This is a genomic window from Mesorhizobium sp. WSM4808, assembly GCF_055811675.1.
Map to the genome: position 1 here is coordinate 1 of NZ_JBVVQX010000023.1, position 20581 is coordinate 20581.

Genomic DNA, 20581 nt, shown 5'->3' on the forward strand with positions numbered 1-20581 from the left:
CTTTTGGTTGACCCCGTAGCGCTTCGCCAGCGCCCTCAGGCTCTCTTGACTATGCTGTATCGCTCGACGGACCGCCTGTCGTCGTGGCGCTCCCATGAAGAACCTGGCCCATAGCGCATCCCTTGATTCGGAGGACAAGGATGCCCATCAAAATCTGGGATCAAACATCTAGTCCCTCATCGCTCACGCCTCGACGTAGAATACCAACTGGGGCACGTATATCGGTCTGGTTGACCATGCTGCTTCAAAGCCTTGCTGCCGAGCAGCGTAGCGCCTCATATCAGCCGTTGCGCGATACTGTGCGCCGCCTGGAAGCAGACATCGTCCCGAGATTCGGGATGTTCGGAATTTTCAGGCCACGTCCCGCCGAACTGGCTTGCCGCCATCAGCCGCGAACACCGCGCTCGCCTCGCTGACGATAGAGACATGATCCCTGGCGGCCTTGCCCGCAGCAGCGCCGTCTCCGCGCATGATTGCGGTGACGATTAACTCGTGTTCCTGCCAGGATTTGGCCAACCGTCCGGGCAGCATGAACTGAGCGCGCCGGAAGGGTGCCAACCGGCTGCGGGTCATCACGGTGAGATCGTGGATATGCGGGTTGTGGGCACCACGATAGAGCCGGGTGTGGAACTCGGTATTGAAATACTCGTAGTCCTCCTCGGCGCCCAGTTGCACCATCCGCGCCGAAGCCTGATGCTCGATTTCGAGCGAGCGGCGCTCGGCACTGGTCATGCGCTCGGCCGAGAAGCGCGCGCAGATCGCCTCCAGTTCGGCCATGCTCTCGAACATCGAGGCGAGATGCTCTTGCGTCACGACAGCCACGATAGCACCCCGGTTGGGCCGCCTTTCGACCAGCCCCATGGCGCTGAGGTGGCCGAGCGCCTCCCTGACCGGGGTGCGTGATACGTCGAAGCGGGCGGCGAGGGAGGTCTCGTCGAGCTTTTCGCCGGGGCGTAGGTAGCCGGTGACGATCCGGTCCCCGATCGCCCTCACCATCTGATCCACGGTCTTGCCCGACCTGATCAAGTTGCGCTTCCCCGACAAATCTCCTCCGCCCGTCTTCTTGTGGAGGGTCGACGCAGCGGCCCATCGACTCAACATACCCCTGTATGCCTCTATTTTAATCTGCCTGTCAAATTGGCTGTTTTCAAGGCAAGAAGTGCATGCAATTGCCCGCTACATAAGCAGGCTCTTTTAAATGTACGACTGATTCCATTCATTAATTTCGCCAAAGAAACTGGCATGGCGATTGCATGCACTTTGTTGACGGCATGTTAACCGGCCCGGAAAGGGTCCTACAGGGGAGCATTCACAATGACCGCGAGATTCACGCTTAACCGCCGCGAGCTACTCAAGACCTCCGCCGCTGGAGCCGCACTCGGGCTTGCGTCCGCTGCCTTCCCCATCAGCAGGGCCTTTGCCGCTGCCGCCACCGTCGGCTTCATCTATGTCGGGCCGAAGGACGACTACGGCTACAACCAGGCGCATGCCGAAGGGGCGGCGGCGTTGAAGGGTATCGAGGGCATCTCCATCGTCGAGGAGGAGAACGTGCCGGAGACGGTCGACGTCCAGAAGACGATGGAATCGATGATCAATCTCGACGGCGCCTCGCTGATCTTCCCGACCTCGTTCGGCTATTTCGACCCCCACATGCTGGCCATGTGCACGAAATTCCCCGACGTGCAGTTCCGCCATTGCGGTGGCATGTGGGACAAGGCCAAGCACCCGATGAATGCCGGCTCCTATTTCGGCTATATCGGTATGGGCCAGTATCTCAACGGCGTTGTCGCCGGCCACACTTCCAAGACGAAGAAGCTCGGCTTCGTCGCCGCCAAGCCGATCCCGCAGGTGCTGCTCAACATCAATTCCTTCCTGCTCGGCGCGCGCTCGGTTGATCCGACCATCACTTGCCAGGTCATTTTCACCGGCGAATGGTCGCTGGCGGTCAAGGAAGCGGAAGCCACCAACGCACTGGTCGACCAGGGCGCCGACGTTATTAGCTGCCATGTCGATAGCCCGAAAGTGGTGGTCGAGACGACCGCCGGCCGTGGGGCCTTCGTGTGCGGCTATCACGCCAACCAGAGCCCGCTGGCGCCGGAAAAATACCTCACCGGGGCCGAGTGGAACTGGGCCAAGGTCTACAAGATGTTCGTCGACGACCTCGTCGCCGGCACGCCACTGCCCAACTTCACGCGCGGTGGCCTGGCCGACGGCTTCGTCAAGATGAGCCCGCTCGGTCCCGCCGTCGGCGAGCCGACGCGCAAGCAGTTCGACGCCACGCTGGCCGAAATGATGAACGGCGGCTTCGCCGTCATCAAGGGACCGCTGAAGAGCAACAAGGGGGCTGTCGTCGCCACCGCGAGCCAAGCATTCCCGGAGACCGCGATCGAGCTCGAAAGCATGGATTATCTGGTCGAGGGCGTCGTCGGTTCGACCGCCTGATCTGAGGGGGTGGGGCGATGACGGACACGATGACAGGGGCCGGCATTCCGGCACTCTTCAGCGCCAAGGCCTATTCGGCGGCGGTGGAATGGATTGCGCGGCGGGCGGAGGCTTTGGTCATTCCGCTCGCGGCGCTGATCGTCGGCATGGCGCTGTTCAGCCTGTTCATTGTGCTCGTCGGCAAGTCGCCGATCCTGCTCTACCAGACCATGTGGCGCGGCGGCTTCGGCTCCTGGTTCTCGGTCCAGAACTCGCTGTCGCGCGCCGCTCCCCTGCTGCTGGCCGCGCTCTGCGTGGCCCTGCCGGCCCGGCTCGGCCTCGTCGTCATCGGCGGCGAGGGTGCAATCGTGCTCGGCGGCGTCGCCGCTGCGGCAGCCGGCACTGCGCTCAGCGGCGGGCCATCGTCAATCGTCATTCTTGCCATGGGCGTGGCGGGCATGGCCGCCGGCGGCATCTGGATCGGTGCCGTCGGCGCGCTGCGCCATTACCGGGCCGTCAACGAAACCATTTCCAGCCTGCTGATGGCCTACATCGCCATCGCGCTGATGAACCAGCTGGTGGAAGGGCCGTTGCGCGACCCGGCCTCGCTCAACAAGCCGTCAACGCAGCCGCTGGCGGACATCTACCGCATCGGCAACATTCCGGGCATGGACGTGCATTGGGGGCTGGTTGTCGGTGTCGTCGCTTGCATCCTCTCCTGGTTGCTCATCGAAAAGACCCGCTGGGGTTTTGCCGCGCGCATCGCCGGCGGCAATGTGCGGGCAGCACAGGTACAGGGGCTGGCCGTCGGGCCGCTGATCGTCGGCTTCACCGCGCTCGCTGGCGGCTTTGCCGGGCTTGCCGGCATGCTGGAGGTCGCCGCCGTGCAGGGGAGCGCCAACGCCTCGCTTTCCGCCGGCTATGGTTACACCGGCATCCTTGTCGCCTTCCTGGCCCGCCACAATCCGCTGGCCATCATTCCGTTCGCCATCCTGCTTGGCGGCATCGACGCCTCGGGCGGGCTGATACAGCGCCGCATGGACCTGCCCGACGCCACGGTGCTGGTGCTGCAAGGCATGATCTTCATCGTCATCCTGTTCAGCGAAACCCTCTACGGCCGCTTCAAGGCCTTCAATCCCGATCTTTGGAAAAGACCCGATCTCGTGAAGGGAGCCGCCTGATGGACGCGACCGAGATCGGCCTCTGGGGCGTGCCGCTGGCCGTGCTCGGCGGCGCCATCCGCGTGTCGACGCCCTTCATCTTCGTCTCGCTGGGCGAGGCGATCACCGAGCGTTCGGGTCGCATCAATTTGGGGCTCGAAGGCACGCTGGTCTTCGGTGCGATGACCGCCTATGCGGTGGCGGTGATGACGGGCTCGCCATGGCTCGGCCTCATCGCCGCCGCCTTCGCCGGCCTGTGCTTCGGCCTGTTCCATGGCTGGATCTGCAGATTCCCGAAAGTCAACGACATCGCCGTCGGCATCGCGCTGATGCTGTTCGGCTCGGGTCTCGCCTTCTTCTTCGGCAAGCCGTTTATCAAGCCGAAGGCGCCCAATCTGCCGGCCATTCCCTTCGGCGGCTGGTCCGACATTCCGCAGGTGCAAGCCGCACTCGACGTCAACGTGCTGTTCCTGATCGGCGCGGTGCTGTCGGTCATCCTGTGGTGGGCGTTCCGCAACACCCGCGCCGGCCTCATCGTGCGCGTCGTCGGCGACAGTTCGGACGCGGCACGCGCCATGGGCCTCAACCCCGATACGGTGCGGCTGCTCGCCACCGGTGTCGGTGGCGCGCTGGCCGGCATCGGCGGCGCCTACCTGTCGCTCTACTATCCCGGCAGCTGGACCGAACGCATCTCGTCGGGCCAGGGCCTGATGGCGGTGGCGCTGGTCATCTTCGCGCGCTGGAACCCGCTCGGCTGCTTTGCTGCAGCGCTTTTGTTCGGCGGGGCGGGAGCTCTCGGCCCGGCGCTTCAATCGGTCGGCGTCACGCAGGGCTACTACATGTTCTACGCCGCTCCCTACATCCTCACCCTCATCATCATGATCGCCACCTCGTCGCCGACACGAACGCTTGCGGGCGCGCCGGGCGAATTGTCGATCACCAAATGACTGGAGTTTTGCCGATGAACGCCAGAGCCGAAGTCACTCAGCATACGATCGACGCCGAGCCTTATCCTTGGCCCTACAATGGCGACCTGCGGCCCGACAACACGGCGCTGATCATCATCGACATGCAGACCGATTTCTGCGGGCCGGGCGGCTATGTCGACCATATGGGCTACGATCTGTCGCTGGTGCGCGCACCGATCGAGCCGATCAAGTTGGTGCTGTCGACGATGCGAGCCAAGGGCTACACCATCATCCACACGCGCGAGGGGCACAGGCCCGATCTCGCCGACCTGCCGGCCAACAAGCGCTGGCGCTCGCGCCGCATCAATGCCGGCATCGGCGACCCTGGCCCGTGCGGGCGCATCCTGGTGCGCGGCGAGCCGGGCTGGGACATCATCCCCGACCTTTACCCGACCGAGGGCGAGCCGATCATCGATAAGCCCGGCAAGGGCTCGTTCTGCGCCACCGACCTGGAGCTCATCCTCAATCAGCGCGGCATCGAGAACATCGTGCTGACCGGCATCACCACGGATGTCTGCGTGCACACCACCATGCGCGAGGCCAACGACCGCGGCTATGAATGCATGATGCTGGAGGATTGCTGCGGGGCGACCGACTACGACAACCATCTGGCGGCGATCAAGATGATCAAGATGCAGGGCGGCGTCTTCGGCACGGTGTCGAATTCCAAGGCGCTTGTCGCGCAGTTGCCATGAGGAGGCCGCGATGAATGACAGGAAAGCGGTCGGCGTCGAGACCATCGGCATGACCATGCGCTTCGGCGCCTTCACGGCGCTGGATGCCGTGTCGGTGAAGGTGCCGGCGGGCTCCTTCCACGCGCTGCTCGGCGAGAACGGCGCCGGCAAGTCGACGCTGGTCAAATGCATGATGGGTTTTTATCACCCGACATCAGGCGACCTGCTGGTCGATGGCCGCGAGGTGGCGATCGCTAGTCCGCGCGACGCCTCGGCGCTCGGGCTCGGTATGGTCTATCAGCATTTTACGCTGGTGCCGTCGCTGACCGGTGCGGAAAACCTCGTCATCTCGCGCGAGAAGGTTCCGGGCATTATCGATTGGCGTAGGGAACGAGCCGACCTTGCCGTGTTCATGGAGCGCATGCCGTTCAAGCTGCCGCTCGACGTTAAGGTGGCGGAACTCGCCGCCGGCGAAAAGCAGAAGCTCGAAATCATCAAGCAGCTCTATCTTGGCCGCAGCTTTCTAGTGCTGGACGAGCCAACCTCGGTGCTGACGCCCGGTGAGGCGCAGGAGGTGCTGGGGCTGGTGCGCGACATGACCAAGGCCGGCGACCTCACCGTGCTGATGATTTCGCACAAATTCCATGAGGTCACCGCCTTCGCCGACGATGTCAGCGTGCTGCGCAAGGGCAGGCTGACGGGAACCGGCCGCGTCGCCGACCTCGACCACAAGGCGATGGCGGCGATGATGATCGGCGACCAGCCGATCGCCGCGCTCGACAGTCGCGCGGCGCCGAAACCCGATGCCGAGATCGTGCTCAAGGTCAAATCGCTGAAGGCGCCGGACCGCACCGGGCTGAAGTCGATCCGCATCGAGAATCTCGGCGTGCGTTCGGGCGAGATCGTCGGCATCGCCGGCATTTCCGGCAATGGCCAGAAGGAATTCCTCGAGGTCCTGGCCGGCCAGCGGCCGCGCGACGGTGGCGAGGTGCTGGTACGCGGCTCCGCCTATGCGGCGACGCGGGCCGAGGCGCGCGCGCTCAATGTGCGGCTCATCCCGGAAGAGCCGCTGAAGAATGCCTGCGCGCCAAAAATGACGGTGGCCGAGAACATCTCCTTCCGCACCTTCGACATCGACGGCAACGGCAGGCCGGTGAACTGGATCAGCGCCAGCGCCATACGCGCGTTCAGCGCCAAGCTGGTCGAGCAGTTCAAGGTCAAGACCGCCTCGCTATCCTCGCCCATCGCCTCGCTGTCGGGCGGCAATGTGCAGCGCGCCGTGCTGGCGCGCGAACTGACCGGCGAGGTCGACCTGCTGATCGTCTCCAACCCGTGCTTCGGCCTCGACTTCTCGGCGGTGGCCGAAATCCGCGCCCGCATCATGAAGGCGCGCAATGCGGGTGCGGCAGTGCTGCTGATGTCGGAGGACCTCGACGAGCTTTTGGAACTGTCCGACCGCATTTTCGTCATGTCGGACGGCGCGCTGGTCTACGAGACGCCGATCGCGCAAGCGAGCGTGCAGACCATCGGCGAGCATATGGCGGGACATCACTGATGGCGGAGATTGATGCGCAGCCGTTCGCCTTCTCCTTCAAGCCGCAGACGATGGCGCTGGTCGTCATCGACATGCAGCGCGATTTCGCCGAGCCCGGCGGCTTCGGCGCCAGCCTTGGCAACGACGTCAGCCGGGTGGCCGCGATCGTGCCGACGGTGAAGAAACTGATCGAAGGTTTTCGCGCCGCCGGCCTGCCGGTGATCCACACCATGGAGTGCCACCGCGCCGACCTGTCGGACCTGCCGCCGGCCAAGCGCAATCGCGGCAATCCGGCGATCCGCATCGGCGATGTCGGGCCGATGGGCCGCGTGCTGATCGTCGGCGAGCCGGGCACCGCAATCCTCGACGAGCTTGCGCCGCTGCCGGGCGAGATCGTCATCGAAAAGCCCGGCAAGGGCGCCTTCTACGCGACCAGCTTCGGTGGCGAGCTGAAGCGGCTCGGCGCACAGCAGCTGGTTTTCGCCGGCGTCACCACCGAGGTCTGCGTGCAGACGACGATGCGCGAGGCCAACGATCGCGGCTATGAGTGCCTGCTCGCCGAAGACGCGACGGAAAGCTATTTTCCCGAATTCAAGGCGGCGGCACTAGCCATGATCCGGGCGCAGGGCGCCATCGTCGGCTGGACGGCAACGACCGACCAGGTGCTCGAGGGAATTGCCAATGCCTAATTTTGCCTTTGCCGGCCTGCTCGACGGCGGCTGGCGCGATCTCGCGTTCGAATATTTCCGCGACGGCATCAGCGTGCACTGGCTGCTGAAGGGCGGGCCGGTCGAGCCGTCGGTCGCGATCCTGAAATACCGGTCCGGCGCCAGCGTGCCGCGACACCGACATGTCGGGCTGGAAACCATCGTCGTGCTGGAAGGCACCCAGAGCGACGAGAACGGCGACTATCCCGTTGGCAGCGTCATCCTGAACCCGGTCGGCACCGAGCATTCGGTGTGGACGAAGGACGGTTGCGTCGTGCTGATCCAGTGGGACCTGCCGGTGATCATTCTGGAGAAGACGAAATGAGCGATATCCATTTCGACATAGCGAGCCTTCACGCAGCCTATCGGGGAGGCCTCGCCGTTGGCGATGTGATCGCGACGATCTTCACCCGCATCGAAGCGGCCGACGACCCGGGCATCTTCATCCATCTCACCGCCAAGGCGGATCTCCTAGCCCAGGCCGCGGCACTCGGTCCGTTCGACCCGGCGACAAAGCCGCTCTGGGGCATTCCCTTCGCCGTCAAGGACAACATCGACGTCGCCGGCATGCCCACGACGGCCGCCTGCGCCGAATACACCTATTGGCCCGAGAAAGACGCCACCGTTGTGGCGCGGCTGAAAGCGGCCGGTGCGTTGGTCGTCGGCAAGACCAATCTCGACCAGTTCGCCACCGGCCTCGTCGGCGTGCGCACGCCCTGGCCGATCCCGCGCAATGCCATCGACGAGGCGCTTGTGCCAGGCGGCTCCTCCTCGGGGTCGGCGGTGGCGACGGCGCGCGGCATCGTCTCCTTCGCGCTTGGCACCGACACCGCCGGCTCCGGCCGCATTCCGGCCGGCCTCAACAACATCGTCGGGCTGAAGCCGACGGTCGGCGCGTTGTCGGCCGCCGGCGTCGTGCCGGCCTGCCGCACGCTCGATTGCGTCTCGGTGTTCGCGCTGACCGTCGATGATGCGTATGGGGTGTTCTCCGTTGCCGCCGCGCGCGACGCTGCCGATCCTTATTCGCGTGACATCGCCGTCCAGCCGCTCGCCGCGCGCCAACCGGTGCTGACCGTCGGCGTGCCTGTAAAAGCGGAGCTCAAATTCTTCGGCGATACGGCCATGCAGACTGGTTTCGAAGCTTCGCTTGCCATTCTGTCGCGGCTTGGCTGCCGGCTGGTCGAAATCCCCTTCGGCGATTTCTACGCCACCGCCAACCTACTCTATGAGGGTGCCTGGGTGGCCGAGCGCTATGCGGCGATCCGCGATTTCATGGAAGCCAACGAAGCCGCCTTGCATCCGGTGACGCGCAAGATCATCGGCGGCGCCAGTAACCTGTCGGCGGCAGACGCCTTTTGCGGCCTCTACGCCTTGCAGGCCTACAAGGCGAAGCTCGCCCCGGTCATCGCCTCGGTCGACCTGTTCTGCGTGCCGACCGCCCCAACGCACTATACCACTGCTACCGTGCTCACCGATCCCGTCGAGACCAACAGCCGGCTCGGCACCTACACCAATTTCGTCAATCTTCTGGACATGTGCGGCATCGCCGTGCCGACCGGCAAGCGCGACGACGGGCTGCCGATGAGCGTGACGCTGCTTGCGGCCGCCGGAGCGGACGGCCTTGTAGCATCCGTCGCGCGCGATCTCCATGCCGCGAGCAGTCCCACCCTCGGCGCGACTGGCTGGCGGCAGCCGAGCGCGCAGCCTGTCGGCGCATCAGTCGAAGATGGCACTATCGAGTTGGTGGTGGTCGGCGCTCACCTCTCGGGAATGCCGCTCAATGGCCATCTCAAGGAGGCTGGTGCCCGGTTCTGCCGGGCGATGAGGACGGCATCTTCATACAAGCTATATGAGCTCGCGGGCCAGACCACGCCTAAGCCGGGACTGGTCCGTGTTGAAAACGGCGGCACTGCGATCGAGGTAGAGGTTTGGCGGCTACCTGCCGACGCATTCGGCCACTTTGTGGCCGCCATCCCGTCGCCCCTGGGCATTGGCAATATAGAGCTTGATGACGGCAGCACCGCCAAAGGTTTTCTAGTGGAATCTGTGGGCTTGCTGGGCGCTTTTGATATCTCGTCATTTGGGGGCTGGCGCCGCTTTCTGTCAGATCGTTCCCGCTTGAACACTTCGTCAACGGAATATGCGGAGGCAAGAGCAGGTGGCGACACCGCCCGCGGCGGTTAAACTTGTGATATCCTTGATCGCGAAGCCGGAAGCTGCCGTTTCGCTATCGGCCCCGCTTCTGCCTTCATCTCTCGTTTCTCGAGTGGCCAATCAAAACCGGAGGAGTAACACGATGGGTTACTCGATTTGATCCCGCCACACGGTCGCACACCATGGAATATCGGAAAGACCGGTAGGACGAAGCGGCTAGCTCTGCCCGCGAAGATTCTTCGTCCCGTTTCGGCGATCAATCCCGGCGTGGGTCGTAAGGCTTGGCGGCCCGTTGAGCGACGCGCTCGCGGTACCTCGCGTCGGTTCCACTTCGGTTTTCCGGCTTGGTAAGCGTTTCGACAGGCTTCCCGAGGACGACCAGCAGCGTGTCCCATTCTTCCTGGCCGAGCGTCTTGTAGCGGTACTTCAGACCCGGCGAAGCCAAGAGCTGCTCGATCTCAGGCCGCGCGAAAGAGGCCGCAGGGCCAATGCGGCGAAAGCCGCTACGCACGGCATCGGTAGCCGCGGTCAGGTCGCTGAAGCCATACTTGCCCGGATCGTAGACGGAGTACTCGCGCAGCAGCCGCAACAGGTCGGGCACGGCATCGACGCCGCGGTCCCCCTGGCGCTTGATCAGGTCGGTGGCAAAGCGGCTGACCGCCGGATCTGCGAGAATCGCGCGCTCTTCGGGCAGAGGATCGGTGTATGCACCCACAGGGAGGCCGGCCAGGGCATTGATCCAGTGGCGCGCCTCCTTCTTGTCGGTGGCCGCGAGGTAGCGGCGGGCGGCGAGCCGCCGCAAATCGGCGGAGTCGCCATCGACCTGTTTGATGATCGCCCACAGCCCGTCTGGGGATCGCACCCGTGGGTCCTCCAAGACGCGAACCAGCAGGCGCCGGTCGCTTTCGCCGAGCGGCTGGTCGTTCGCGCGGAACGAGTCCATCCATTGATTGGCGAGCGCGAACACGGGACCGCTCACCGGCTTACGCGGATCGTCGAGCGCTCTGGCAAGTTCCTCGCGCGTTCTCGCTTTCGCCGCTTCCATATTCACGCCGCGCGAAACGCTGGTGTGGTCGAGCAGCAGCCGGTTGACCGGAACCTCGGCGTACATCCTTCCGTCACCGAGCCGCAGACGCGCCCAGCCGAACCGGAAGTTCTCGATCCCGCCCGAAGTCCCGATCAGCAACGGCGCCGCCGGGGCAAAGATCGACAGGATCGACTGCCGCAGCAGCACCTGTTCACCGGCGTCGGTGATGGTGAGCGCCTTGCGGTGGGGTGCGGATGGTTCGAGCGACCAATCCAACCGTCCCGATCGGGGCTTGGAATCGGGCGCGGCAGGGCCGTCCTCGATAGCGATGGTGAAGTCGGGTTCGGGGGCGTCGTCGCTTTGCAGCAGCGCCTTGCCCTCTGACATCATCAGGTTCCATTCGGCTTCCAGCGCGCGCTGAGGGGCGAGCGGATCGGAGGCATCGTAGCGGCGCTCTTCCAGCAGGCCATGCCCGATGACGGTGCTTCGTTTGCCGGGCGTCGAGTCCGGCACGACGCGATAGGTATAGGATTGACCGCGAAGGGTCTGGACGCGGACCGAAGTTACGCCCGGGGTCTTGAGCAAGGCAGCGCACAATGCATCGCAACGGCCCTCGAACGGGCGGGCGAGGAGAATATCGCCCTTGAGCGCAATCGGTGCGTTCGACTGAATGTCCGGCTCCTCCAGGCTGGCCAGCATGCCCCTCGCCCAGGTGAGGCCTGGCTGGGGGATGGTCCAAAACAGTGCCAGCGTCGCGGCGCCCGACATGACGTTCAGAGGAACGCCTGAAAGGAAACTTCCGAGCAGCAAGCAGAACAGCGCGAAAGCGATGCCATACATGAAGCCCGTTGGCATCCACCCGAGGATGAGCCCCGGGATGATCAGGAAACTGCCGATGATGACCAGCCATGGCATTGTCAGCGCCACGAACGCGCCGACGCCGGTGATGATCAAGTAAGTCTTCAACCACATGCGCGGAACTTACCGCGCAGAATTCAAAAAATGATAAAGCTACTGATCTCGGGTCGGTGCCGTCTTTCGGCATCCACCCGTTGACGGAATCTCGTTACGCTCACCTCAAAGGCTGTCGACCGTCCGCCTTTGGGGGTTCTGGCGCCCACATCACATGACCGACTCGGGTCGCAAGGGGAACGCCAGCCTTCTAGCCCATCGCGCCCAAAACCGGAAGGACAGCAGACGGCCCCAAAGCTGCCGGACTCCAATGCGCCTCATGTCGGCCGTTGAAGTCCAACTTTGCCACGACCTGAAATGCCCAGGGTCGGAGGACGCGAAGACCGAAATCGCCTTTGGGCGGCAGCGGTCCGATGGCCGATTGTCCCGGAACCTCAGGCCGATCGAAGAGTTGCCATTGCTTCACAAAGGAGAGGCTGATGGTGGAAAAATCGGTCGACAAGAAAGTTGGCAAGCGCCCCGGCAAGGAGCTTGAAGCAGACGCGCGAGGCCAATCAGAAGAGCACCACAAAGGCGGAAAGAACGACGGTGTCTCAAGCGCCAATCCGCGCGTTTTATCAGGCGAGAAGGATGGCGACGCCACATTTCCTCTAAAGCGGGAACAGTGACAGCAGCGTCATTCCAGCGCTGACCGAACCAAATCTCGCCCACGGTTGTCTGCGACTGATTGCGCCCCAACTGGCCTCGGGAACGAGGCTGGACCAGATAGCTCTGATGTCGCAGCCGATTCAGGGTACAATTTCCGCAATACAGAAACCCTGGCGCTGAAACCAGTGGTTCCAGGCCTAATGAAGAGGACGTCTCATCTCTGGCCTAAACGCGTTGTCGCGCGAAGGTGTTTGGGTGGTGATTATGTTGTTTTCTGTGGAAGAGGCCACCCTCAGTGGCGGTCGTTTTTGTGTGGATAAGACGTGCATGGCCTATTGGTTCTGCGCGTCATGCCGCGCACTCTCACGCAATGAAGGCGGAGTATGTTGAACTGGTTTTGTTCGAGCAGTCTTTCGCCAATATCAATCGGCCGTTTGCCGATCGAGTGGCTGACGTCGCGGAAAAGACTGGTGGCTCTGTTCTGTTCGATATTCGCGTCGAGGACGACACTCGCATTCAAAGGATGGCAGCTATCGGTTATGGCGCAAACGGAACCGTAGCGATCATGATGAACAAGCAGGGACAACTTAGCACCACGCCGGTGAATGGGAACGACGACATTCTCGTTGCCGAACTTACTGCTTGGTGTTCGCTACCGATGGCTAAACAGGTCTGCGTTAGTTACCATGGTGCAGCCGCGCGCCTGCTTGCTAACCTTCTTTGAAACGAAACGTGTTGGCGCGTTTGACACAAGGAGCCACCTCAATGGGGGCCAGGCGCCGGGGCCTCAGCGTAAGGGTGTGGCCCTACGATATCTCCAGCGCACGTATGCGGGTTGGTACCTACTCCGGCGCAATTTCAAATGTCGGGTTTTCTTTACTAGCGAATCGTCATTGCCGCACCAAAGACGCAGTTCCAAGAACAGATTTTGTACTCTTGGCGACAGTCTCTACCCCTGCTGGTATTACAAAGACTGTAGACTTGCGCACAATCCGAACCGCAGCTTTTATGCTCGCCTACGTCCGCTAGAGCGCTTTCATCGATGCTGTCCTTAGAGGTCACACCACATTGATGATTATAACCTGGCAGGCCAGATGACGCGGTCGCGTCGCCACATTGTTCGACGGCGATCGCCGATACATTTGCAAGGGCGACAAGACCGAGAGAAGCTAATATTACAATTGATATGTGGCGCATGATTGCTCCATTCGATCGATGAATTAGTTGAAGAAAGTGGAACAAACATTATTCCATCTTTCATTGTCTTTAAAAAATCAATGTCGCTTGAAGGTGCTTCTTCGACAGGATTAATTATCCTCGATGACGGCGCTGCTGTCTTGTGCTATGTTTTGTTCAGCCTGCTGCAAGAATTGCAGCGGTGATGCCGGGGGCTGCCGATGCGTTACCTGAACTCCGCTCACTATATCGATGTGGTGGCCAAGACCGGTTCGATCCGCGCCGCCGCGGAATTGCTCGCCATAACCTCGACGGCGCTCAATCGGCGTATATTGGCGATGGAGGCCGAACTCGGCGTTGCCATTTTCGAGCGACTGCCTCACGGCGTGCGATTGTCCAGCGCCGGCGAACTTCTAGTGCAGCACATGCGCAACCAGTTATCCGATATGGAGCACGTGAAATCGCAGATTGCAGACCTTGCTGGCGCCCGGCGCGGCCATGTGGCGATCGCCTGCAGCCAGGCGCTATTGCCCTACCATCTGCCGATGCAGATCTCACTCTACCGCAAGGAACATCCGAATGTGACCTTCGGAGTGCACCTGCGCGACCGGGAGGAGGCCGAGCGTGCCTTGGTCGATCACACGGCCGACATTGCCATCGTCTACGAGCCAACCCGGCTGGCTGCCTTCATGACACTAATACGGGTGCACCAGCCGGTGCATGCGGTTATGCGGCCCCATCATCCGCTGGCTTCTCACGAGACGGTGCGCTTGCGCGCTTGCCTCGACTATCCAATCGCGCTTCCCACATCAAGTTACGGTGTGCGCTACCTGCTCGACATCGGGGCGCAATCGTCATCGCTGCAGCTGGAGCCGGTGATTCAGTCAGACAGCTTCGAATTCCTGCGCAACCACGCTATCTCAGAGGATATCATCACCTTCCATTTCCCGATTGGCCTATCCCACCAGACGATGACCGGTGACATGATCTCCCGGCCGCTCGACTTGCGCGACGTGCCCGCTGGCATGCTCTATGTCGGCCAACTCAAGGGCCGCACCCTACCGGTGGCCGCTGCACGTTTCGCCGACCAGCTTTCCGCTTCGCTGGCGCAGCAGTATGAGGTCTCGTGATGGCGCCTATTAGGGGTCAGAACAAGAGCAGTGCCGGGCATCTTGCATCCTATCAAATGAATGCAATCGAAGGACGACCTATTCCCGGAACGCTATCGCACGCGACTTCATGCCAAGTCCTTGGTCGCTTACCACGAAACCTTGATCGCCCGGGGCCAGAAGATGACCGGATAGCTGTGCTCGGCCGGCCGTGCGACTGGGCTGACGCAGGCATTGCCGGAGCAGCAGCCGCGCCTCACGGGCAGAGAACCTGCGATCGGTGCCGATCGGGGCAATCAGCTCCAGCCCGCTAAACTTGGTCGTCAAAGCCGCGTGCGCCGATCTGCTCTCCGCATTGAGCGAGCTCCGATTGCCACGACGCTCGTAACTCGTCTTACCGTGCCCGCCCTATTCGACCGGCCGGAGGGCTCTCGTGCCGGCGCCGAGCTATCCGGCGGACAAGGACGCCAGGGGCGCTCACAGCCCCAGTGCCGCAGCGACCCGTTCCTGGAAATACTGCACTCCCCGCTCATGCCGCCCCGAGAGCGGGCCGGAGCTATAGGCCCCTGCGGCATAGTTGCGATGCGTATCGGCGCAGATGGCGTAGTCCTCGCGTACCACGGCCAGAGTGCCTTGCACAGATTTCGCCCTGCTCTCGGATGTTTCTGCAGCGATATCGGCAAAGAAGAAATGGTAATGCTGGTCTGTGTGATGCGGTGAGGTCGGATTGATCCGGCTAACGTTCATGCCGCCATCGAAAAGCGACAGCGTCCAGTTCGGCCACATCCAAAGCCATTTGCCGCGATAGAACAGACCGTCTTTCGGCGGTGCGGTCATCCGGACATAACCGGGATGGGCGGTGGTCTGGAAAGCTTCGAAGTCGATGGCAGCGTAGAACGAGGGATGTGTGCCAGGAATGTGGTAGCCTTCGACGAAATTGTCGGTGTAGATCTTCCAGTTCGCCGTAAAGCTGACGGTGGCCTGATCGGTGGCGGCATAGGTCTCCAACGGCTCGTCCGCCAGTTCGTCGGGCAGAGAGCCAAGTTGATCCAGAAGACTTTCCTTCGGGTCGAGTGCCGCGAAGAGCAGCCCGCGCCATTCCGACAACTGCACCGTCTCCAGCGGCCAGTCTTCGGCGATGATCGCGGGATCCTTGCCATACCATGGGGCCTGCACCAGGCGTCCGGTGTCGGCAAAGGACCATTTGTGATAGGGGCAAACGATCAGCCCACATTTGCCCGCGCCATCGGCCAGAAGTTTCGCCCCCCGGTGGCGGCAGACGTTCTTAAATCCGCGCAAGGTCCCGTCCCGGCCCCGGATGGCGAAGATCGGCGTGCCGGCGATGTCGATGGCAAGGTATTGACCGGACGTCGCGACCGAGGCGACAGGCCCCATGAACTGCCAGGTGTGCGCGAAGATGCTGCACCGTTCCTGCTGCCAGATATCATCGCGTACATAAAGCGACGGGTCCAGGTTCAGGTATTGCACAGGCGGAGTGTCGAGTGGCAGCTGGTCGGGCCGCAAGGGGTCTGGCGTCATAGGCTAACCTCCAGTTGCGGCAATCCTGTCGTAAGCGGGGCGGCATCGCAAGAGAATTGGCTCTGCTGCGCACAGCCTGTAAGCCGGCGTGCAATTTTGCTCTAAAGCAGATTTGCTGGAGTGGCGGTCGTTTCCAATTCGCCGACCTAGTTGTCGACCGCGATCATCACGTGGGATGCTTAACCGCAGCACAGGTCCCAGGTCGACTTCGAGCCCAGTTCGTCGTCCGCCTGGTGGACGGCGGGTATCAGAATAGTGCCGTTCGCTCGCGAACGACGGGGGATGGAGTCGTGAGCTGACGAGAGAAACTTTGCCCGAGGACGCCAAGCTAGAACGGCAGCTTACCGCCGAGCGTTCGGCACGCCGAATCCTGATGTTGGCTTAAGCGTATCTCAGACATTCAGTCTGACCAGACTTTTGCGAATGGCGTCTTTGCGCTTCGTCTCGGTCATTGAGATATTAGCAGCCGCTTCCAAGAAGCAGACATCACAGTGACCGCGCCATAGCTCTCGATGCGCAACGATATCAGACTCTCCAACCCGCCATTGCCCACATGCATTTCCCACGACGGCCATTGATTGCTCAGGCAGGAATTCCGGACCGGCCCGGATCACCCAGGTGAGATAGCGTCTGCCGGGTCGACGCTTGCGTCAGGCGGCCTACGTCAACTCGTTTTGACCGCAATAAATTCGAGAGCCAAGGCGGACTGCTGGGGCAGAAAGAAGCTGGGGTATTTCCACACTGGTGAGATCCGATACTTAACATATTATGTGACCTTCAACTGGGGGTTATAGCGAATGAAAGATGAGACCGGCGTTCAGAAGTTGGTGCGCACACTGCGTGCCCGGGCACCCGACGACGCAGCTGAATTGCTGGCCAGAGAGTCTCCCGAGTTCATCCGCGACACACTAGAGCTGTTGCCAGAGGGGCACGCCCGCAAGGTGGCCGAGCATTTGCCATCGCATATGCGGCCCATCAGGCCCCCTGACGATGGCGAGGATTTCGCGATCCCCGAGTCGCTTGTCGAGGTAATGGACCCGATTTCCGCCAGCGTTCCTGTCGGGACGACGGTTGCTGCCTCGGTGGAAGCTGTCAGACGCGCCCAGGTGCCGACCGAACTCACTTATCTCTACGTCACGGACGAGGGCAATAAACTGGTTGGCCTGGTGGTCCTGCGCGATCTGATGCTGAGCGAACCGGACGCCATTGTCGACCAGATCATGCTGCCCAAGCCGTTCGCTCTTCATGTCGGTCTCTCTTTGAGCAACGCCTGCAAGGCAGCGGTACGGCGTCACTACCCTGTCTATCCGGTGGTGGACGCGGAGAACCGGCTGCTCGGGCAGGTTCGCGGCTGGCGCTTGTTCGAGCAGCAAGTCATTGAGATTTCCGCTCAGTCTGGCCAGATGGTAGGTGTCCAGAAGGAGGAGCGCTCTTTCACGCCGCTGTTTTCAGCCTTCTTGAAGCGTCATCCGTGGCTGCAGTTGAACCTCCTGACGGCCTTCATGGCCGCATTCGTGGTCAGTTCGTTCACAGGAACCATCGAGAAGATCGTCACCCTGGCGGCATTCCTCCCGGTCTTGGCCGGGCAGAGCGGAAACACGGGCTGCCAAGCACTGGCTATGACGCTGCGTGGCCTTGCGCTGGGGGATGTGGACAAACGACCGAAGCTGCACTTGGTGGTGAGAGAGGGCGCGCTCGGGATCGCCAACGGCTTGCTTGTCGGCCTTCTTGCGGCTGCGGCGATGTGGTTCTACGCCTCGAGGCAACCGGAGTCGGCCGCCCAAGCGCCCATGTTAGCACTTGTGATCCTGCTTGCTATGTCCGGATCGTGCCTCATGTCTGGAATCTCCGGCGTGCTGATCCCGTTGGGCCTGCGCCGGGGCGGCGCCGACCCGGCGGTCGCTTCGGCGATCTTCCTCACCACCTTGACCGATATTGTAGGCATGGGCCTGATGCTGGGGCTGGCCACCATACTCGTGCTGTAGCGAGGTACGTTCCTGGGAAATTGGGGCAACAAGCTGATCTCGTCGCGTTCAGCGAATTGCGAGAGCCAGGCCGCATCGCGCACGCATCGTGAGAAGCACCCTCCGGCAGCTCTCTGACCCCTTGCGCAACGCGCCGGAAGACCTTTGGATAGGCCGTGGATGACCTTGAAGCCTATTCAGTGACCAGAACACGCGCAGAATCGCGCAAGCAATATTAACCTCGTCGGTTTGCGATCCGCCACTCAGGATCTGGTTGTTTGCCACTGGTGCCGAATCCTTCAATTACGTCCAGCAACTCCAAGCAGACGTTTTTGCGACCAGCGCAGCCAAAAATAGGAATAAGCCTGTTAGCTTGTTGCGCAGCTGCAACAGCTGCTGAGGCTCGCATGATCTGGTGGCAGTTCAGTCGCCTTTTTTCTTGTAGTCATGCGATTCCTTCGCACTAGTCCGGTCGGGGTGGGTTCTCGGCATGCAATCTTCGTCTCGCACGATTTTCGGCTTCGCCGCAGCGCTGCTTTTTAGCGGGGTATTGCCGGCCGGCGCACAAGGTCTTTTTACGGCCTATGACGATGCGTTTTCGGCCCGCATCGCCAGTCCGGCCGACAATGGAACGCTCGCCCAATTCGTCACGGTTGCGGTCAACGCGGGCCAATACGATCAGGCGATCTCCTCAATCGAGCAGTATCTGATCCAATACCCCCGCGATGCGCGCGCCAGGCTTGCCGCCAGCCGGTTGTACTATCATGTCGGCTCCTATGAATTGGCCCGGCGGCAGGTGCAGTACGGCATCGAAGTCGGCGGTCTGACCGCGGGTGAGCAGCAGGAAGCTGTTCGCCTCCTCGGCCGGATCGATCGTGCGTTGCGTGGCGTCACCTGGGAACTCGCCCTGACCGGCGGCGTATTCAGCGCATTCACCAATTTTGCGCCGGGCGGGGCGCAGGACGAGGAAAGCTTCGTCTCGCCCTACGGGCGGGCGGAAGGCTTTGTCCGGTGGGACCTCGGCACGCCAAGTGCCGACGCGCTGGTGCTTTCAGGGTCGTTGACGGCGACAGAGCGTTTTTTCACGGAAGACCTGTCGGTTCCGGGTAGCGATAAGACTTTTGTCCACGGCAACGCAGCGATTACCTGGGACAAGGGGCTGCCCAATAGTGGGATCGATTCGCTTCGCCTGCTGCTCTCCGCGTTTACCGTTACAGACCGTTTCGACAGCGATATTCAGGAAACCGGCATTGGCCTTGGTGGACGTTTCCTCGTTCGACCGACGGTCGAAACGACGCTCTTCGCCGGTGGCGGCTACATCGATCTAAGCGCCTCGCAAGGCATTTTCGCCGACAGCAGGGTCTTCTATGAGGCAGGCGGCAGCTACCGCTTCCGCAATGGCCAGGCGCTCGGACTGCGCTTTGTCGGCTCGAATGACTTCGCTTCCGGATCTGGAGAAATCGGCCGCAGCTACTCAGGCGAGGTCCGCTATGGCGGCCTGTTGATGAACGTACCGGATCTTTTCGCATGGTCACACCAGATCGCCTTCTCGGCCGGCCACAGCGACATTCCCGATCTCTCGGTCGGAATCGGCACAAATATTAAGAGCGACTTCTGGCGCATTGCCTCGGAAAGCGATTTTCAGCTGACGGAAGCCCAGAAGATCAGCGTTGATCTCGCCTGTCGAGAAACCACCTTCGCCATCGCCAACCGCGACCGAAAATCGTTCGAAATGCTCATCAGCTATACGTTGACGCTCAATTGAAAGAGGCCTCGATGAGGTACCGTCAGATCGCTCTTTTTATCGCCTGCCTTGCTTTCACGGTACCATCCGCCGCTGAGACAGTCGGGTCGATGACAGCCTATCAGACCAACATCGTCCGCAACAACGGTGGGACAATGAACGTTGGTGCTGGCGTCGAACTCGGCGACCAGTTGCGCAGTGACCCCACCGGTCTTGGAATGCTGGTGTTCCGGGATGAATCGAGCGCCAAGATTGGTCCGAACACCAGCCTGACAATCGATGAATTCGTCTACAATCCGGGCTCCGGTTCCGGAAAGATCGATATCGGGATGAACAGCGGCCTGGCACGTTTTTATGGCGGCCAAGTTTCTAAAGGGGGCGTCATGCAGGTTGCGACGCCGCACATGGTGCTCGGGGCGAGAGGCGGCATCATCGAAGTGCTGGTGGCAGCCAGCCAGACTGTCGGCATATTGCGCGCCGGCCGCATGACCTGCACGATCAATGGCAAACGGCTGGTCATCACAAACCCGGGCTACGCCTGCACGTCGGAAGATGGCAAGCTGCTGACCGGCTACGGTGGCATCGACACCTTCCCGATATTGGACAGTATTGACCGGATAGCGGGCACCGGCCTGCCAGGGGCTCCGGGTCCTGGGTTGGACGTAAGCGCAATTTGTGCATCGGCACTCGGCGGCTCGCTCGAAGTCTGCGGGTCCACGGACGGCGCATTGCCAGGAGTGGTCTTGGAATTCCCTGACAGCCCAATGCCACCTGCGGGCAGCGGGGGGCGGAGGGGCGAGTGTGAGGGTGAGCGTTGCTGTTACTACTGCGATTAGACTGGCCC

Annotated in this window: 18 protein-coding genes and 1 pseudogene; 15 read left to right on the forward strand and 4 right to left on the reverse strand. The window is 61.9% G+C overall.

What is annotated here, in order from left to right:
- Window positions 1-112, reverse strand: a pseudogene (locus AC0L2U_RS29815) (IS481 family transposase); the annotation flags it as partial.
- Window positions 113-351: 239 nt separating this feature from the next.
- Window positions 352-1026, reverse strand: coding sequence for a GntR family transcriptional regulator (locus AC0L2U_RS29820; RefSeq protein WP_127323185.1), 675 nt, complete (start codon window positions 1024-1026; stop codon window positions 352-354).
- Between the two features lie 288 nt (window positions 1027-1314).
- Here AC0L2U_RS29820 and AC0L2U_RS29825 point away from each other — a divergent pair, with 288 nt between their 5' ends.
- Genes AC0L2U_RS29825 through atzF form a run of 8 tightly spaced genes read left to right on the forward strand, consistent with a single transcriptional unit; the run spans window position 1315 to window position 9648 of the window.
- Window positions 1315-2442: a BMP family ABC transporter substrate-binding protein gene (locus AC0L2U_RS29825; RefSeq protein ID WP_127807751.1), complete on the forward strand. Its 1128-nt coding sequence runs from the start codon at window positions 1315-1317 to the stop codon at window positions 2440-2442.
- Window positions 2443-2471: 29 nt separating this feature from the next.
- Window positions 2472-3602: an ABC transporter permease gene (locus AC0L2U_RS29830; protein ID WP_473603100.1), complete on the forward strand. Its 1131-nt coding sequence runs from the start codon at window positions 2472-2474 to the stop codon at window positions 3600-3602.
- Entirely contained in the window at window positions 3602-4528 is a 927-nt protein-coding gene (locus AC0L2U_RS29835) for an ABC transporter permease (RefSeq protein WP_127321988.1), read from the forward strand. Before AC0L2U_RS29830 ends, AC0L2U_RS29835 begins: the two co-directional genes overlap by 1 nt.
- Window positions 4529-4542: 14 nt before the next feature.
- A complete protein-coding gene (gene biuH, locus AC0L2U_RS29840; protein ID WP_127321989.1) occupies window positions 4543-5244 on the forward strand; it encodes a biuret amidohydrolase in 702 nt (233 codons plus the stop codon).
- A gap of 10 nt (window positions 5245-5254) precedes the next feature.
- Window positions 5255-6778, forward strand: a complete 1524-nt coding sequence (locus AC0L2U_RS29845) for an ABC transporter ATP-binding protein (protein WP_127321990.1) — start codon at window positions 5255-5257, stop codon at window positions 6776-6778.
- Window positions 6778-7446, forward strand: coding sequence for a cysteine hydrolase family protein (locus AC0L2U_RS29850; RefSeq protein ID WP_127807749.1), 669 nt, complete (start codon window positions 6778-6780; stop codon window positions 7444-7446). The genes AC0L2U_RS29845 and AC0L2U_RS29850 overlap by 1 nt, the downstream gene beginning before the upstream one ends.
- The gene (locus AC0L2U_RS29855; RefSeq protein ID WP_127399298.1) at window positions 7439-7789 is read left to right on the forward strand and encodes a cupin domain-containing protein; all 351 of its coding nucleotides are present in this window, start codon (window positions 7439-7441) and stop codon (window positions 7787-7789) included. The genes AC0L2U_RS29850 and AC0L2U_RS29855 overlap by 8 nt, the downstream gene beginning before the upstream one ends.
- Complete coding sequence (atzF, locus tag AC0L2U_RS29860; RefSeq protein WP_127807748.1) at window positions 7786-9648, forward strand: allophanate hydrolase; 1863 nt, start codon at window positions 7786-7788, stop codon at window positions 9646-9648. The genes AC0L2U_RS29855 and atzF overlap by 4 nt, the downstream gene beginning before the upstream one ends.
- Window positions 9649-9874: 226 nt before the next feature.
- On the opposite strand, the gene AC0L2U_RS29865 is transcribed toward atzF, so the two are convergent.
- Window positions 9875-11599 (reverse strand): hypothetical protein, encoded by a 1725-nt coding sequence (locus AC0L2U_RS29865; RefSeq protein ID WP_473603085.1) that lies wholly within the window; start codon window positions 11597-11599, stop codon window positions 9875-9877.
- A gap of 437 nt (window positions 11600-12036) precedes the next feature.
- Between AC0L2U_RS29865 and AC0L2U_RS29870 the strand changes: the two genes are divergently transcribed.
- The 4 genes from AC0L2U_RS29870 (at window position 12037) to AC0L2U_RS29885 (ending at window position 14511) form a co-directional block, all read left to right on the forward strand.
- Window positions 12037-12225 (forward strand): hypothetical protein, encoded by a 189-nt coding sequence (locus tag AC0L2U_RS29870; RefSeq protein WP_127322616.1) that lies wholly within the window; start codon window positions 12037-12039, stop codon window positions 12223-12225.
- Between the two features lie 275 nt (window positions 12226-12500).
- A complete protein-coding gene (locus AC0L2U_RS29875; RefSeq protein ID WP_245466439.1) occupies window positions 12501-12929 on the forward strand; it encodes a hypothetical protein in 429 nt (142 codons plus the stop codon).
- A 475-nt stretch (window positions 12930-13404) separates the two neighbouring features.
- Window positions 13405-13587: a hypothetical protein gene (locus AC0L2U_RS29880; protein WP_473603086.1), complete on the forward strand. Its 183-nt coding sequence runs from the start codon at window positions 13405-13407 to the stop codon at window positions 13585-13587.
- Window positions 13588-13602: 15 nt separating this feature from the next.
- Window positions 13603-14511, forward strand: coding sequence for a LysR family transcriptional regulator (locus AC0L2U_RS29885; protein ID WP_127322614.1), 909 nt, complete (start codon window positions 13603-13605; stop codon window positions 14509-14511).
- Window positions 14512-14967: 456 nt separating this feature from the next.
- Here AC0L2U_RS29885 and AC0L2U_RS29890 read toward each other — a convergent pair whose 3' ends face one another.
- Window positions 14968-16014 carry an aromatic ring-hydroxylating oxygenase subunit alpha gene (locus AC0L2U_RS29890; RefSeq protein ID WP_473603087.1) on the reverse strand — a complete coding sequence of 349 codons (1047 nt, stop codon included), beginning with the start codon at window positions 16012-16014 and terminating at the stop codon, window positions 14968-14970.
- A gap of 812 nt (window positions 16015-16826) precedes the next feature.
- Between AC0L2U_RS29890 and AC0L2U_RS29895 the strand changes: the two genes are divergently transcribed.
- The 3 genes from AC0L2U_RS29895 to AC0L2U_RS29905 all read left to right on the forward strand — a co-directional run bounded on the left by AC0L2U_RS29895 (window position 16827) and on the right by AC0L2U_RS29905 (window position 20573).
- Window positions 16827-18014 carry a magnesium transporter gene (locus AC0L2U_RS29895; protein ID WP_473603088.1) on the forward strand — a complete coding sequence of 396 codons (1188 nt, stop codon included), beginning with the start codon at window positions 16827-16829 and terminating at the stop codon, window positions 18012-18014.
- 529 nt (window positions 18015-18543) lie between these two features.
- On the forward strand, window positions 18544-19758 hold the full coding sequence (locus AC0L2U_RS29900; protein ID WP_473603090.1) for a tetratricopeptide repeat protein: 1215 nt from the start codon (window positions 18544-18546) through the stop codon (window positions 19756-19758).
- An 11-nt stretch (window positions 19759-19769) separates the two neighbouring features.
- Window positions 19770-20573: a FecR family protein gene (locus AC0L2U_RS29905; protein WP_473603091.1), complete on the forward strand. Its 804-nt coding sequence runs from the start codon at window positions 19770-19772 to the stop codon at window positions 20571-20573.
- Window positions 20574-20581 lie beyond the last annotated feature (8 nt).

Excerpts from the sequence above, each read along its gene's own strand:
- AC0L2U_RS29825 (WP_127807751.1), top strand. The coding sequence starts at position 1,315 with ATGACCGCGAGATTCACGCTTAACCGCCGCGAGCTACTCAAGACCTCC.
- AC0L2U_RS29830 (WP_473603100.1), top strand. The coding sequence starts at position 2,472 with ATGACAGGGGCCGGCATTCCGGCACTCTTCAGCGCCAAGGCCTATTCG.
- AC0L2U_RS29835 (WP_127321988.1), top strand. The coding sequence starts at position 3,602 with ATGGACGCGACCGAGATCGGCCTCTGGGGCGTGCCGCTGGCCGTGCTC.
- biuH (WP_127321989.1), top strand. The coding sequence starts at position 4,543 with ATGAACGCCAGAGCCGAAGTCACTCAGCATACGATCGACGCCGAGCCT.
- AC0L2U_RS29845 (WP_127321990.1), top strand. The coding sequence starts at position 5,255 with ATGAATGACAGGAAAGCGGTCGGCGTCGAGACCATCGGCATGACCATG.
- AC0L2U_RS29850 (WP_127807749.1), top strand. The coding sequence starts at position 6,778 with ATGGCGGAGATTGATGCGCAGCCGTTCGCCTTCTCCTTCAAGCCGCAG.
- AC0L2U_RS29855 (WP_127399298.1), top strand. The coding sequence starts at position 7,439 with ATGCCTAATTTTGCCTTTGCCGGCCTGCTCGACGGCGGCTGGCGCGAT.
- atzF (WP_127807748.1), top strand. The coding sequence starts at position 7,786 with ATGAGCGATATCCATTTCGACATAGCGAGCCTTCACGCAGCCTATCGG.
- AC0L2U_RS29870 (WP_127322616.1), top strand. The coding sequence starts at position 12,037 with ATGGTGGAAAAATCGGTCGACAAGAAAGTTGGCAAGCGCCCCGGCAAG.
- AC0L2U_RS29885 (WP_127322614.1), top strand. The coding sequence starts at position 13,603 with ATGCGTTACCTGAACTCCGCTCACTATATCGATGTGGTGGCCAAGACC.
- AC0L2U_RS29895 (WP_473603088.1), top strand. The coding sequence starts at position 16,827 with ATGAAAGATGAGACCGGCGTTCAGAAGTTGGTGCGCACACTGCGTGCC.
- AC0L2U_RS29905 (WP_473603091.1), top strand. The coding sequence starts at position 19,770 with ATGAGGTACCGTCAGATCGCTCTTTTTATCGCCTGCCTTGCTTTCACG.